Origin of the sequence: Nocardia sp. NPDC005825 (assembly GCF_040630175.1) — a bacterium.
Lineage (GTDB): Bacteria > Actinomycetota > Actinomycetes > Mycobacteriales > Mycobacteriaceae > Nocardia.
This window is the reverse complement of the sequence record NZ_JBEXXC010000004.1, coordinates 207,753-222,543: the sequence shown is the minus strand read 5'-3', so window position 1 is coordinate 222,543 and position 14,791 is coordinate 207,753. Positions and strand designations below refer to the sequence as shown.

11 protein-coding genes are annotated in these 14,791 nt (G+C 70.1%); 7 read left to right on the top strand and 4 right to left on the bottom strand.

Going from position 1 to position 14,791, the window contains the following annotated elements; genetic code table 11:
* Positions 1 to 33 precede the first annotated feature (33 nt).
* Both ABZ382_RS13320 and recR read left to right on the top strand, forming a co-directional pair.
* Positions 34 to 363, top strand: a complete 330-nt coding sequence (locus ABZ382_RS13320) for a YbaB/EbfC family nucleoid-associated protein (protein WP_357087860.1) — start codon at positions 34 to 36, stop codon at positions 361 to 363.
* A 14-nt stretch (positions 364 to 377) separates the two neighbouring features.
* On the top strand, positions 378 to 986 hold the full coding sequence (gene recR, locus ABZ382_RS13315; protein WP_357087859.1) for a recombination mediator RecR: 609 nt from the start codon (positions 378 to 380) through the stop codon (positions 984 to 986).
* Positions 987 to 1,024: 38 nt separating this feature from the next.
* On the opposite strand, the gene ABZ382_RS13310 is transcribed toward recR, so the two are convergent.
* The 3 genes from ABZ382_RS13310 to ABZ382_RS13300 all read right to left on the bottom strand — a co-directional run bounded on the left by ABZ382_RS13310 (position 1,025) and on the right by ABZ382_RS13300 (position 2,236).
* Positions 1,025 to 1,216 carry a hypothetical protein gene (locus ABZ382_RS13310; protein WP_357087857.1) on the bottom strand — a complete coding sequence of 64 codons (192 nt, stop codon included), beginning with the start codon at positions 1,214 to 1,216 and terminating at the stop codon, positions 1,025 to 1,027.
* 155 nt (positions 1,217 to 1,371) lie between these two features.
* Entirely contained in the window at positions 1,372 to 2,013 is a 642-nt protein-coding gene (locus ABZ382_RS13305) for a hypothetical protein (RefSeq protein ID WP_357087855.1), read from the bottom strand.
* 16 nt (positions 2,014 to 2,029) lie between these two features.
* Positions 2,030 to 2,236: a hypothetical protein gene (locus ABZ382_RS13300; protein WP_357087853.1), complete on the bottom strand. Its 207-nt coding sequence runs from the start codon at positions 2,234 to 2,236 to the stop codon at positions 2,030 to 2,032.
* A gap of 129 nt (positions 2,237 to 2,365) precedes the next feature.
* Between ABZ382_RS13300 and ABZ382_RS13295 the strand changes: the two genes are divergently transcribed.
* From ABZ382_RS13295 to ABZ382_RS13275, 5 genes are all read left to right on the top strand, one after another.
* A complete protein-coding gene (locus tag ABZ382_RS13295) occupies positions 2,366 to 5,749 on the top strand; it encodes a transglutaminase family protein (protein ID WP_357087851.1) in 3,384 nt (1,127 codons plus the stop codon).
* A 23-nt stretch (positions 5,750 to 5,772) separates the two neighbouring features.
* Positions 5,773 to 8,652: a circularly permuted type 2 ATP-grasp protein gene (locus tag ABZ382_RS13290; protein WP_357087848.1), complete on the top strand. Its 2,880-nt coding sequence runs from the start codon at positions 5,773 to 5,775 to the stop codon at positions 8,650 to 8,652.
* Positions 8,652 to 9,590 (top strand): transglutaminase family protein, encoded by a 939-nt coding sequence (locus tag ABZ382_RS13285; protein ID WP_357087845.1) that lies wholly within the window; start codon positions 8,652 to 8,654, stop codon positions 9,588 to 9,590. The genes ABZ382_RS13290 and ABZ382_RS13285 overlap by 1 nt, the downstream gene beginning before the upstream one ends.
* Before the next feature lie 200 nt (positions 9,591 to 9,790).
* Positions 9,791 to 11,593, top strand: coding sequence for a 2-isopropylmalate synthase (gene leuA, locus ABZ382_RS13280; protein WP_357087843.1), 1,803 nt, complete (start codon positions 9,791 to 9,793; stop codon positions 11,591 to 11,593).
* Positions 11,594 to 11,843: 250 nt separating this feature from the next.
* Positions 11,844 to 13,658 carry a MinD/ParA family protein gene (locus ABZ382_RS13275; RefSeq protein ID WP_357087840.1) on the top strand — a complete coding sequence of 605 codons (1,815 nt, stop codon included), beginning with the start codon at positions 11,844 to 11,846 and terminating at the stop codon, positions 13,656 to 13,658.
* Positions 13,659 to 13,789: 131 nt separating this feature from the next.
* Here ABZ382_RS13275 and ABZ382_RS13270 read toward each other — a convergent pair whose 3' ends face one another.
* Positions 13,790 to 14,779: an LLM class F420-dependent oxidoreductase gene (locus ABZ382_RS13270; RefSeq protein ID WP_357087838.1), complete on the bottom strand. Its 990-nt coding sequence runs from the start codon at positions 14,777 to 14,779 to the stop codon at positions 13,790 to 13,792.
* Positions 14,780 to 14,791 lie beyond the last annotated feature (12 nt).

The following is a 14,791-nucleotide window of genomic DNA, read 5'->3' as shown; positions in this document are numbered from 1 at the left end:
GGTGCGATCACCATCCCCCAGGAAGGACGCGCCGTGCAGCCCGGTGAAGGTTTCGATTTCCAGCAGTTGATGGCACAGGCCCAGCAGATGCAGCAGGCGGTGATGGCCGCGCAGCAGGAGATCGCGGAGTCCGAGGTCGAGGGCGAGGCCGGTGGCGGCCTGGTGCGGGCCAAGATCCGCGCCACCGGCGAGGTGCTGTCGCTGACCATCGATCCCGCGGTGGTCGACCCCTCGGATGTGGAGACCCTGCAGGACCTGATCATCGGCGCGCTCAACAACGCCATGGACGTCGCGCAGAACCTGGCCGCCGAGCGGCTGGGCCCGCTCGCGGGCGGTCTCGGCGGCGCGCTGCCCGGACTCTGAGCGGGGCTGGGTAGGTGTACGAGGGTCCGGTTCAGGATCTCATCGACGAACTGGGCAAACTGCCCGGCGTCGGCCCGAAGAGCGCGCAGCGCATCGCCTTCCATCTGCTGTCGGTGGAGCCGCCGGAGATCGACCGGCTGCAATCCGCCCTGCAGAAGGTGCGCGACGGGGTGCGGTTCTGCAATGTCTGCGGCACCGTCTCCGATGGCGAACTGTGCCGTATCTGCGCCGATCCGCGCCGCGATCGCACCATGATCTGCGTGGTCGAGGAACCCAAGGATGTGCAGGCCATCGAGCGCACCCGCGAATTCCGGGGCCGCTATCACGTGCTCGGCGGCGCACTCGATCCGCTCTCGGGCGTCGGCCCGGATCAGTTGCGTATCCGGGAATTGCTGACCCGCATCGGAAATCAGGATGACGGGGTGGACGTGTCGGAGGTCATCATCGCCACCGACCCGAATACCGAGGGTGAGGCGACGGCCACCTATCTGGTCCGTATGCTGCGCGACTTCCCGGGCCTGAGCGTGACGCGTCTGGCCTCGGGCCTGCCCATGGGCGGCGATCTCGAATTCGCCGATGAATTGACCCTGGGCCGCGCCCTTTCCGGCCGTCGCGCGCTATAGCCGGTCCGGGGGTTTCGGGGGGAACCCCCGGGAGTCGATCAGGTCCAGGTCGGCGGTGCGGGCAGTGCCGCCGGCTGCGGGCACGGAATGTGCTGCACGTTGCGGGGGATATCGGCGCCGGCGCCACTGGCGTGTAAAGCCAAGGCAATGGCGAAGGTGGCCGCCAAACCCGCCACAACTGCCAGGCCCTTACGCAAGGTCCCGGTTTTCAGGGACGGGCGTAGCTTCATCTTTCGCTCCTCGCCTCGGTGATAATGCGTCGACCCGGAACACCGCGTGCAATTAGCCCTGTGTCGAACTAACTGAAGGCTAGCTTTCCCTCACCGCCGCGCCGCACATTGTGGGGGGTTGGAACCGGAAATTGAAATCTTCCCGTTATTTCTGGTCAGAACGTTAGACGCTGCCAGTCCAGGGCATCGAATCCCGAACGATCTCCGGTCGCCCAGCCCCAGATCAGGTCGGCGACAATTCGCGGGTCGTTCGCGGTCGTGGCGAAATGCTTGTCCGGCGACCCGTCCCGGTATTCGACGTCGTAATGCCCGTCCGGGTGGCGATAGGTCTGGATATAGACCTGATCGGCCGTTTCCGCGATCAGATAGGGACCGGGCTGCCCCAGCTCCGGAATCCACAGGTCCACCAGTTGTTTTGTCAGGTAAGGAAATTCGCCGGCCCCGCCGTGGGTGACCGCGGCGGCCACCGATCCAGCAGGATCCGCCAGCCAGGACAGCTGCGGATCCCACACCGCGTACCCGCGCGGCGTGCCCAGCTCGAACAGCAGCGAGCGGGTGTGCCCGATGGCGTCGTACTGGGTGGACACGAACAGCGCGTCACCGAGCACGCCGTCGGCGGCGGGCGCGCCCAGGAAGCTGTCGACCTCGGGCAGCTCCGTATTGCGTTTGTCCAGCTCGGCCGCGATCTCGGTGATCGCCGCACCGGCCGGGCGGCCCTCCTGCCCGGTCAGGTGGTCGTCCACCTCGGTGGGGGAGGACGCGACGCCGGAGGGCAGCAGAACGAGGTCGTAGCTCACCCGGCCAGGCTAGTGGCTAGCCCGCGCGGGTCCGCCGCCCGGTCTCCGCGCAGGCGCAGCCGCCCGCCGCGTCACCGCAGTCGGCCACGAACACGTGCCGGGCCCGGTCGGTGTCGAAGCATTCGGATTCGGTGCATTCCACCGGACCCGCGGCGTGCACGATCAATGTCCCGTGACAGTGATCGAGGGCCGATTCGCATAGTGAGCAACCCGCAGGATGCACCGCAACCTCCTTCAGCCGTTCCTATGGTGATAACACTCGCCACCGACAAGCGCGGGAGGACACCGCGTGTCGTCCGAACTGTCGGAAAAACTCCCGCGTGCCGGGGGCCCGCCGTGGTGAACTGGACGGATGGGGATCAAGGTTTCCCTCGAACACCGCACCACCTATTCCTTCGACCGCCCCGTGCGCGTCCACCCGCACGTGGTCCGGCTACGCCCCGCCCCGCACACCCGCACCGCCATCGAGGCGTACACGATGCGGGTGACGCCGGGCAACCACTGGGTGAACTGGCAGCAGGACGCGTTCGGGAACTTCCTGGCGCGCTTGGTCTTCCACGAACCGACGCCGGAACTGTCCATCGTGGTCGGGCTGATCGCCGACATGGACGCCATCAACCCGTTCGACTTCTTCGTCGAGGATCGGTCCGAGCACTTCCCGTTCGAGTACTCCCCGCAACTGGCCGCCGACCTGGAGGCGTACCTGCGGCCGGTCGCGGACGGTGAGAACGACACGGGGCCAGGCGGTCTCGTGCGCGACTGGGTGCGCCGCCACACCCCGCGCGACCGGCCCCGCACCATCGAATTCCTGATCGCCGTGAATCAGGCGCTGCGCCAGGACGTCGCGTACACCATCCGCATGGAGCCGGGCGTGCAGACGCCCGGCCACACCCTGCGCGCCGGCCTGGGCTCCTGCCGCGACTCGGCCTGGCTGCTGGTCTCGATCCTGCGCGAATTCGGGCTGGCCGCCCGCTTCGTGTCCGGCTACCTCATCCAATTGGCCCAGGACGTCCCGTCTCTGGACGGCCCCTCCGGCCCGCCCGCCGACTTCACCGACCTGCACGCCTGGACCGAGGTGTACCTCCCCGGCGCGGGCTGGGTCGGCCTGGACCCCACCTCCGGACTCTTCGCCGGAGAGGGCCACATTCCCTTGGCGGCCACCCCGCACCCCGTGTCCTCGGCCCCCATCACCGGCGCCACCGACCCGGTCACCGCCACCCTCGACTTCTCCAACACGGTCCGCCGCATCCACGAGGACCCCCGGGTCACCCTGCCCTACACCGATTCCCAATGGCAGCGCATCCGCGCCGCGGGTGCCGCGGTCGACGCCCGCACCACCGCCGCCGGAATCGACCTCACCATCGGCGGCGAACCCACCTTCGTCTCCGTCGACGACCAGACCGCCCCCGAATGGACCACCGAGGCCGACGGCCCCGCCAAACGCGAACGCGCCACCGACCTCGCCGACCGCCTCCGCCGCATCTACGCCCCCACCGGCCTGATCCAGTACCGACAGGGCAAGTGGTACCCCGGAGAACCCTTGCCGCGCTGGGAAATCGCCCTCACCTGGCGTGACGACGATGAACCACTCTGGAGCCGCCCCGACCTCCTGACGCACCCCTCCCCGACGGACGCCGATGCGCCAGGCCCCACCGACACCCGGGCCGCGCGTGCGTTGATCAGCCACATCGCCCTGGGCTTGGGCCTGCCGGACACACAGGTCAGGCCGGCCTTCGAGGATCCGCTACGCCGGATGGCAGCGAAAGTCGCCGCACCGTCGGGAGATCCGGTCGGGGCGGAGGAGGATCTCGTGCCGAGCCGGGATTCGGCTCGGGCCCGCCGTGAGCTCCTGGAACGCCTCGACACCACGGTCGGCGAGCCCGTGGCCTACGTGCTGTCGCTGTATCGCCGCGCCGACGAGGCGGGCTGGGCGAGCGCGGACTGGCGGCTGCGGCGCGGCCGGATCATGTTGACCGAGGGCGATTCTCCGGCCGGATTGCGGCTGCCCTTGGGATCGGTCACCTGGAACGCGCCGCCGCCGCGTGCGGAGGCGGATCCGTTCGCGCCCCGCAAGCCCTTCGCGGTCGGCGAGCCCGCGGCCGTGGTCGAGTCCGCCGAGCGGGCGCCCATCTCCGCGCTGGTCGCCGAGATCCGCGACGGACAGCTGTCCGTCTTCCTGCCGCCGATCGCGGAATTCGGGGCCTTCTGCGATCTCGTCCGCCGGGTCGAGGAAGCGGCGGTCGCGGTGGGCGTGCCGATCGTTCTCGAGGGGTATCCGCCGCCGGTGGACGACCGGCTGCACACGCTGTCGCTGGCCCCGGATCCGGGCGTGCTCGAGGTGAATGTGCAGCCCACCACCGGGTTCGGCGAGCAGTCGCGGCTGCTGGAGAACCTGTACGAGCAGGCACGCCTGGCGCGGTTGAGCACCGAGGCGTTCGATGTGGACGGCACCGATCGGGGGACCGGGGGCGGTAATCACATCACGCTGGGTGGGCGGACGCCCGCGCGGTCCCCCTTGCTGCGCAGGCCGGATCTGCTGGTTTCGATGCTCACCTATTGGCAGCGGCATCCGGCGCTGTCCTATCTGTTCTCCGGCCGGTTCATCGGGCCGACCTCCCAGGCGCCCCGGGTGGACGAGGGCCGAGAGGACACGCTCTACGAGTTGGAGATCGCGTTCGCCGAGATCGCGCGGTTGAGCCGGGCCGCGACGGCCGACGAATCCGAGGAGTCCGTCGCGCCGCCGTGGGCGGTGGACCGGGCCCTGCGGCATCTGCTCACCGATCTCACCGGCAATACCCATCGCGCCGAGTTCTGTGTGGACAAGCTCTACAGTCCGGATTCGGCGCGCGGCCGACTGGGTCTGGTGGAGTTGCGGGGTTTCGAGATGCCGCCGCACTTCCGGATGGCCATGGTGCAGTCGCTGCTGGTGCGGGCGCTGGTGCTGCGGTTCTGGGAGCATCCGTACACGGCCCCGCTCATCCGGCACGGCGCGAATCTGCACGGACGCTATCTGCTGCCGCATTTCCTGCAGGCCGATATCGCCGATGTGGCGGCCGATCTGCGCGCGCACGGTATCGAATTCGAGACCAGTTGGCTCGATCCGTTCTCGGAGTTTCGTTTTCCCCGCTTCGGCACGGTGGTACTCGGGGATATGGAAGTGGAACTGCGCGGCGCGATCGAACCGTGGAACACCCTGGGTGAGCAGACCACCGCGTCCGGGACCGCCCGGTACGTGGACTCGTCGGTGGAGCGGCTGCAGGTGCGGGTCACCGGCGCCGATCGGGACCGATACGTGGTGACCTGCAACGGCTTCCCGCTGCCGCTGGTCCCGGCCGGACGCGCGGACGTGCAGGTGGCGGGCGTGCGGTATCGCGCCTGGCAGCCGCCGGAATCCCTGCACCCCACCATCACCGTGGACGCGCCCCTGGTCTTCGACGTGATCGACCTGGAGACCGGACTGTCGCGGGGCGGCTGCACCTATCACGTGAGCCATCCCGGCGGCATGTTCTACGCCGGGCCGCCGGTGAACGCGGTGGTGGCGCAATCGCGGCGCAACCGGCGCTTCGAATCCGCCGGGCACACTCCGGGTCCGGTCGATCTCGCCGATGTGCGTGCCAGAATGGCCATACAGGCGACGGACGTGGGCGCGCCCGGAATACTCGATCTGCGCCGGGCGCGGACCGTGTGGGGCACGGCCGACGGTCCGCGGTCCCACCCGAACGTCGGCGATCGATAGGCATACCCGGGGAAGTGGTTGCGGTGACAGTGCTCGACGCGGTGCCGCCCGGAGACGCCACGCCGGGAGAACCCGACCGGTGGACCGCCCTGGCCGCGCGCCGGGAGGTGCTCGAGGAATTCGCGAACTACCGCGCCGCTGCGGCCGACACCGGCGCCCGCGACGCCTGCGGTCTCGCCACCGGCGGCTACTATGACGAACTCGCCGACCGGGACGGCCGCCTGCGCGGCATGTGGGCGGACCTGTCCGCCGACGTCCTGGACCAAGGCCGGGAAGGGCTGCGGCGCATCGACACCCGGGTCCGGCGGCTGGTCGAGGACGACGGCATCACCTATACCGAACTGACCCCCGCCGCGGAACCCGCCACTCCCTCGCCGTGGCGGCTGGACCCGATCCCGCTGCTGCTCTCCGACACCGAGTGGGCGGCCCTGGAATCCGGTGTGGTGCAACGCTCCCGGCTGCTCGACGCGGTGCTCGCCGACGTCTACGGCCCACGCCGCACCCTCACCGAGGGCCTGCTGCCGCCGCAGCTGGTCTTCGCCAACCGGGGGTATGTCCGTGCCGCGCACGGCATCTCGCTGCCCGGACGGCATCAACTGTTCCTGCACGCCTGCGATGTCAGCCGCTGGAGCGACGGCGGCTTCCGGGTGCTGGCCGACTGGGCGCAGGCCCCGTCCGGCGCGGGCTACGCGCTGGCCGACCGCCGCGTCGTGTCCGCCGCCATTCCCGAGGCGTTCGAACTGGCCAGCCCGCGTCCGCTCACCCCGTTCGTGCGGGCCATGCGGCTGATGCTCATCGAGGCCGCGCCCCGCGCCGCCGACGAGGACCCCGTGGTCGTGGTGCTGAGCCCCGGCGTGCATTCCGAAACCGCCTTCGATCAGGCGTATCTGGCATCGGTGCTGGGCTTTCCGCTGGTCGAGAGCGCCGACCTGGTGGTCCGCGAGGGCCGCCTGTGGATGCGATCACTGGGCACCCTGAAACGCGTCGACGTGGTGCTGCGCCGGGTGGACGCCGAATTCTCCGATCCGCTGGATCTGCGCGCGGATTCGCGGCTGGGCGTGGTCGGTCTGGTAGAGGTGCTGCGCCGTGGCGCGGTCACGGTCGTCAACACCCTGGGCAGCGGGCTGCTGGAGAATCCGGGGCTGGCCCCGTTCCTGCCGCGGCTGTCGAGACGGCTACTGGACGAGGAACTCACGCTGCCGGGTGTCGAATCCTACTGGGGTGGTGATGATTCCGAACGCTCTCACCTGACCGCCAACCTGCACCGGCTGATCCTGCGCTCCACCGTCGACGGCTCCACCGTCTTCGGGCCGGTCCTCACCGCCGCCCAGCGTGCGCAGTGGCGGGCCCGGGTGGAGGCCGAGGGCTGGAAATGGGTGGGGCAGGAACCCGCCCATTTCTCCGTCGCCCCGGCGGTGGACGGCTCGGGCGGACTGGTCGCCGCGCCCGTCGCGGTCCGGCTGTTCTCGCTGGCCGGTCGGGTCGGATACCGCGTCATGCAGGGCGGATTGGGGCAACTGCACCAGCGCGGGGGTCCAGACGGCATGGTGGGGGAGGCCGCCGCCAAGGACGTCTGGGTGCGCGCGACGCCCGCGGAGGTCCCGGCCGTGCCCGCAGTCGAGGTGCCGGAGGAACGCGAACGCCTGGTGGTGGCCGTCGCCCCCGTCGATGTGGTCAGCTCGCCGCGCGTCCTCGACGACCTGTTCTGGCTGGGCCGCTACGGCGAACGCGCCGAGGTCACCGTGCGCCTGCTCGCCGCCATCCACGACCGGCATCAGGACTACCGCTATCGGCCGTGGATGGAGGGCGCGGAGGCCATGCCGATCCTGATGGACGCGCTGGCCCGCATGACCGGAACCGCGCTGCCCGCGCCGACCCGGGCCGTCGTCAAACCGGTACCAGTGCAAGAGGATTCGACCGACCGCTCCAGTAGGCGGCGGCCTGGGGTGGCGACGTCGCGAGCGCGCCCGGGGACGTCATCGCGATCCGCCGCGCAGCCCGGACAGTCGCAGTCCCTGCCCGAGCCCGTGGGCGCGGCGCAGATCTCCCGTCGCCGCGAGTACTCCGACGAACCGACCGTCCCGATCGCTCTGCCCGGCGCCTCCCGCCGCGATCACGACTATCTGGTCTCGCTCACCGTCGACCGCGATGTCACCGGTTCGGTCGCCTTCTCCGTGGAGCGCTACGCCAAGGCCGCCCGCGCCGTCCGCGATCAACTCTCGCCCGACACCTGGATGGTGCTCGGCTCCCTGGACCGCGCCCTGTCGGAATACCGTGACGCACTGGGTGATCGGGGCGCGGCCCTGTCGGCCGTGCACTCCCGCGCCCTGTCCGCGCTGCTGTCGCTGACCGGCATCGACGCCGAGTCGACCGTGCGCGACACCGGCTGGCACGTCATGGACATCGGCCGCCGCTTGGAGCGCGCCCTCGCACTGGCCGCGCTCATGAGTTCCGCGCTCACCGGCGACCATCCGCCCGAGGCCGGGCGCGTGATCACCGACGCCGTCCTCCAGGCCACCGTCTCCGCGGTGAGTTACCGCCGCCGCCACCGCGATTCGGTCCGCATCGCCGCCGTGGCGGGCCTGCTGCTGTTCGACGAGCACAATCCGCGCTCGCTGGCCTACCAGCTGCAACGCCTGGACGACGACTTCCAGGCGCTGCCCGGCGCCTCCGGATCCGCCCGCCCGCAACGACTCCTGGCCGACGCCCAGCGCATGCTGCGCCGCGTCGATCCGGCCGACCTGGAGGCGGTCGACGCCGAGGGCCGCCGTGCCGAGCTGGCCGACCTGCTCGACGGCGTCCACCTGCGGCTGCGCAAGCTCGCCGAATCCTTCGAGGCGACCCGGCTGTCGGTGCCCTCGGAGATCCAGCCGCTCTGGGGCACCGCCCGGGTGGTGGGCTGATGCGCCGCTACCGGGTGCTGCACCGCACCGTCTACGAGTACTCCGACGTGGTCAGCAGTTCCTACGGCCGCGCGTATCTCACCCCGCGCGAGTTCCCGGGGCAGCGCCTGCTCGCCCATGACACGCGTGTGGACCCGGTGCCGTCGGACCGGTCGGTGGGCGCGGACGTATACGGCAACACCACCCTCTATTTCCACGTCACCGCCGGGCACCGCCGCCTCGAGGTCACCGGCGAATCCCTGGTCGAGGTCGCCCCGCCCGCCGTTCCCGCCGCGCAACCGCCCTGGGAGCAGGCCCGCCCCGGCGCCGGGAACGGCCCGCTCGCCGTCGAATTCACCCTCGATCTGACCCCGCCCGAGATCACCCCCGAGGTCGCCGCCTACGCCGCCGAATCCTTCCCGCCCGGCCGCCCCCTGCTGGACGCGGTCCGGGAACTGACCACCCGCATCCACACCGACTTCGCCTACGAATCCGGTTCCACCACGGTCAGCACCAGCGTCGCCGACGTCTTCGCCGAACGCCACGGCGTCTGCCAGGACTTCGCCCGCCTCGGCATCGCCTGCCTGCGCTCCCAGGGCCTGGCCGCCCGCTACGTCTCGGGCTACCTCTCCACCGACCCGCCCCCGGGCAAGGAACGGATGGTCGGCGCGGACGCCACCCACGCCTGGGCCGACGTCTGGCTGCCCGGCGGCGCGGGCCGGTGGATCGGCTTCGACCCGACCAACGACCAGTTCGCCGACGACCGCTATGTCACCGTGGCCTGGGGACGCGACTACGCCGACGTCCCGCCACTGCGCGGCATCATCTATACCGACGCCCGCGAATCGACCATCACCGTCTCCGTCGACGTCGCCCCGATCCCGCCCGGTACCGCCCCTATCGCGCCCGATAGGGCCCCTATCTCTCCTGATGTCGGCCCGGCCCCGTCCCCGGAGTGACACACTCGACGATGTGGCCCTCGCCTCCCCTGCTTCCAGGCGTCTATCGCGCCCCTGTAAACTCGTGGACATCATGCAGCGGGCACTTCTCCTCGGCCGCCGCGACGGGGTCTGATTCGGACCGGCTCCCGCCGCGGGGATCTGCCATGCCGGTCTACCCAAAACCTGGGATCCAGCCACACCCTCGGAGATAAATCGCCATGTCACCCGCTGACGCTTTCGTTTCCGGTACGCGCAACATCACCGTGCCGTCCAAGCCCGCGCCCGCCGACCAGCCGGCGTGGAACAAGCAGAAGAACTCCTCGATGCCGGTGTTCCGGTACCGGCCGTTCGCCGAGGAGGTCGAGCCCGTCGAGCTGCCCGACCGCACCTGGCCGGACAAGATCATCGACCGCGCGCCCGGCTGGTGTGCCGTGGACCTGCGCGACGGTAACCAGGCCCTGATCGACCCGATGAGCCCCGCCCGCAAGCGTCGCATGTTCGACCTGCTGGTGCGGATGGGCTACAAGGAGATCGAGGTCGGCTTCCCGTCCGCCTCGCAGACCGACTTCGACTTCGTCCGCGAGATCATCGAGGACGGCGCGGTACCGGACGACGTCACCATCCAGGTGCTGACCCAGTCCCGCCCGGAGCTGATCGAGCGCACCTTCGAGGCCTGCGCCGGCGCCCCGAACGTGATCGTCCACTTCTACAACTCGACCTCGATCCTGCAGCGCCGCGTGGTCTTCCGCGCGGACCGGGACGCGATCAAGAAGATCGCCACCGACGCGGCCACCCTGTGCCTGGAGGTCGAGAAGCGGTACCCCGACACCAACTGGCGCTACGAGTACAGCCCCGAGTCCTACACCGGCACCGAGCTGGAATACGCCCGTGAGGTCTGCGACGCGGTCTCCGAGATCATCGCGCCGACCCCCGAGAAGCCGCTGATCATCAACCTGCCCGCGACCGTGGAGATGGCGACGCCCAACGTCTACGCCGACTCCATCGAGTGGATGCACCGCAACCTGGCCCGCCGCGACTCCATCCTGCTGTCGCTGCACCCGCACAACGACCGCGGCACCGCCGTGGCCGCCGCCGAACTGGGCTACCAGGCCGGCGCCGACCGCATCGAGGGCTGCCTGTTCGGCAACGGCGAGCGCACGGGCAACGTCTGCCTGGTCACGCTGGGCATGAACATGTTCTCCCGCGGCGTGGACCCGCAGATCGACTTCTCGAACATCGACGAGATCCGCCGCACGGTCGAGTACTGCAACCAGCTGCCCGTCGCCGAGCGCCACCCCTACGGCGGCGACCTGGTCTACACCGCCTTCTCCGGTTCGCACCAGGACGCCATCAACAAGGGCCTGGACGCCATGAAGGCCGCCGCCGACGCGCAGGGCGCGGACGTCGACGACATCGTGTGGGAGGTTCCGTACCTGCCCATCGACCCGAAGGACGTCGGCCGCACCTACGAGGCCGTGATCCGGGTGAACTCGCAATCCGGCAAGGGCGGCGTCGCCTACATCATGAAGACCGATCACGGGCTGGTGCTGCCGCGCCGCCTGCAGATCGAGTTCTCGCAGGCCGTACAGCGGATCACCGACGGTGAGGGCGGCGAGGTCACCCCGAAGGAGATGTGGGACGTCTTCTCCGAGGAGTACCTGACCCCGATCCTGCCGCTGGAGCGCATGCGCCAGAAGGTGACCGCGTCCGAGACCGACGGCGGCGTCGACCACATCGAGGCCGTGGTCAAGGTCGACGGTGTCGAGCACGCCATCGCCGGTGAGGGCAACGGCCCGCTGGCCGCCTTCGTCGACGCGCTGGCCACCATCGACTACGACGTGCGGGTGCTGGACTACAGCGAGCACGCCATGTCCTCCGGCGACGACGCCCAGGCCGCGGCCTACGTCGAATGCGCCATCGGCGATCAGGTCACCTGGGGCGTCGGCATCGCCACCTCGATCACGACCGCCTCACTGCGCGCGGTGGTCTCGGCGGTCAACCGCGCTGCCCGTAAGGCCTGACAACGCGCCCCGATCGTCGCGAACGCAACGCCTGATTTCGTGACGATCGGGGTAACTCACCGGGTACGTCCAAAATGGTTTGGGCACCCAACGCAGGCACGCATGCAGGAGTGTCGGCGGCTCTCAGTTGTGCGCCGAAGTCGCGGGGAGGCGGTATTGCCTCGCCGCGTCCGGGCGGGTCAACAATGCTAGCGTTGGGTCGCAATAGCGCCGAGCTCTCTGTTCGAGCTGTCGAGCAGATGGGGGACACGTGACTACGAAAGATCAGAATTCGACCTCGAAGCCGATCGTGGCGGAGAACGTCGAAGACATCCTCGACGAGGTGGAAGCGGGCGGGCCCGCCGAGGCGAAGGAATCCGATTCCGAGGCGCAGGCGGCCGGATTCTTTCCGCCGGTACCGGATTCGATCGACCAGACCGTGGTGTATCCCGGCAATGGCGGGCCGTTCCCGGGACCCCAGGGGCCGGACGGCCACAATCCCTTCGCGGCCGATGGCCACAATCCGTTCCCGCCGGGCGGGCCCGGACCGTACGGCCCGCCGGGATTCCCGCCCGCGGGCGGCTTTCCGCCGCCGGACGCCGGTCAGTTCGCCCCGCCGCCGAATCCCGGTGTGCCGGGCGGTTTTCCGCCGATCGGCGAGGTGCGCGAGCAGACGCCCTACGGCGAGGTCCGGCAGGAGATCGGCAGCGACGGCATGGTGCGCCGGGTGTTTCCCGAGCAGCAGCCGGGTGAACCGGTGGAGCCGGGGCACTTCGGCGGTCCCGGACAGCCGGGGCAGTTCGCGCCCTCCAACGATCAGCCGGGCGGGCCGATCTACAGCTGGTCGCCGCCCCCGGCCGCGCCGCCGCAGCAGCCGCAGCCGCAGGTCGGTTTCCAGCCGGGCTGGAATGCCCAGCAGCAGCAGGGGATTCCGCCGCAGCCGGGCTCGTTCGGGCAGCAGTACGGTCAGCAGCCGCCGCCGCCCGGACATTCGGTCAATGACCTCAATCTCTTGAAGCGGGCCCGGCGCGCGCCGGGCAGCGGCTGGCGGCGCGCCGTGCACAAGGCGTCGGGCGGTGTCATCAATCCGGGTGAGTCCGCCGCGGACGTGGTGTACCGGCAGCTGGTGGATCGGGTGAACCAGCCGGTGCGCGGCGACTACCGGATCGCCATCCTGTCGCTCAAGGGCGGCGTCGGAAAGACCACCACGACTGTCGGTTTGGGCTCCACCTTCGCGTCGCTGCGCGGTGACCGGGTGATCGCCATCGACGCCAACCCCGACCTCGGGACGCTCGCGCACCGGGTGCCGCGGCAGACCCGCTCCACGGTGCGAAACCTGCTGGAGGACGGGCACATCAGCCGGTACTCCGATGTGCGGGCGCACACCTCGCAGGCCCCGAGCCGGCTGGAAGTGCTGGCCTCCGAACAGGATCCGGCCGTGTCGGAAGCGTTCTCGGAGGCGGACTACCGCAAGGCCATCGGCATCCTGCAGCAGTTCTACAACATCATCCTGACCGACTGCGGTACCGGTCTGATGCACTCGGCCATGTCCGGCGTGCTGGATATGGCGAGCTCGCTGGTGCTGGTCACCTCCCCGGCCATCGACGGCGCGCGCAGCGCCTCGGCCACCCTGGACTGGCTCGACCACCACGGCTACCACAAGCTGGTGGAGCGAACCGTGGTGGTGGTCAACGCCTCTCGCAAGGGCTCCTCGACGGTGGACCTGGACCAGCTGCGCAAGCTGTTCCTGGACCGCACCCGGGCCGTGCAGGTCGTCCCGTTCGACGACCACCTGGCCGAGGGCGCGGAGATCGACCTCGAGCTGGTCGGCAAGCCCACCCGCCGGGCGTTGCTGGAGCTGGCCGCCATGGTGGCCGACGACTTCGGCTATCAGGCCGCCGCGCAAGGCTTCCCGCCCCAGCAGGGCGGATTCCCGCCGCAGCAGGGTGGTTTCCAGCCCCAGGGCGGCATGCCCCCGCACGGCGGCTTCCCGCCGCAGCCAGGTGGTTTCCCGCCGCAGCCGGGTGGCCTCGAGCCGGGTGGTTTCCCGCCGCAGCCGGGCGGCGGTTTCCCGCCGCAGGGCTGAGCTCCGCCGGACGTCTGCCTCCCGCACCGTATGGGCGGTGCGTGCCGGTGGGGCGTGAACAACGAAACGCCCCGCGGTTCAACGGAACCGCGGGGCTTCGTTCATCGCGGGCGATCCGCGCTCGGGAGGAGTCAGCCGTGCACCAGGGGTGCGAGCGCCTTCCCGGCGAGCTCCACCGTGCCCGCCTCGTGCCCGTTGGTGACCAGGTTGACGATGATGCCGTCGATGCCGTGATCGAGGACCCGCGACTGGATCTGCTCGGCCACTTCGTCCGGGGTGCCGACGAATTGACGGTCGGCGGGGGAGTTGCGCAGCGCTTCGGTGGGCAGTGAGCCCAGGTCGGTGATGCCGATGCGGGCCAGCATCTCGGCCTGGGTCTTGCGGGCGCGGTCGCCGTCCTCGTCGACGATGACGAAGGCCAGGAAGCTGGTCTCCAGGGTCTTCGGGTCGCGGCCCGCCTCGTCCAGGCGCGCGTGCAGGGCGTCCAGCTTGCGGGGCAGCTCGGAGGCGTTGCAGATGATGTTGAGGTGGTCGGCGAACCGGGCCGCCAGCCCGAAGGTCTTCTTCTCGCCGCCGCCGCCCAGCAGGATCGGCAGGTCGTCGCGCACGCGCGGCTCGTTCATGGCGTTCTTCGTCCGGTACCACTTGCCGTCGAAGGTGGAGTGCTCGCCGCGCAGCATCGGCGTGATGATCTCCAGGGCCTCCTCGAGCTTCTCGAAGCGCTCGGTGAAGGTGCCGAAGTCGAAGCCGTAGGCCTGGTGCTCGAGCTCGAACCAGCCCGCGCCGATGCCGAGCACGGCCCGCCCCCGGCTCACCACGTCCAGGGTGGTGACGGTCTTGGCGGTGAGCGCCGGGTTGCGGTAGGTGTTGCCGGTCACCAAGGCGGACAACTGGATTCGCTCGGTCGAGGCCGCGAGACCGGACAGCGCGGTGTACGCCTCCAGCATCGGTTCCTCGGGCGCTCCGAGGAGCGGCAACTGGTAGAAGTGGTCCATCACGAAGGCCGCGTCGAAGCCCGCCGCCTCGGCCTCGCGCGCCTGCGCCACCACCGCCGGGAAGAGGTCCCGGGGCGCGACCCCGTAGCTGAAGTTCGGCATCTGATACCCGAGTCGAATGCTCATGAGCGCCACGGT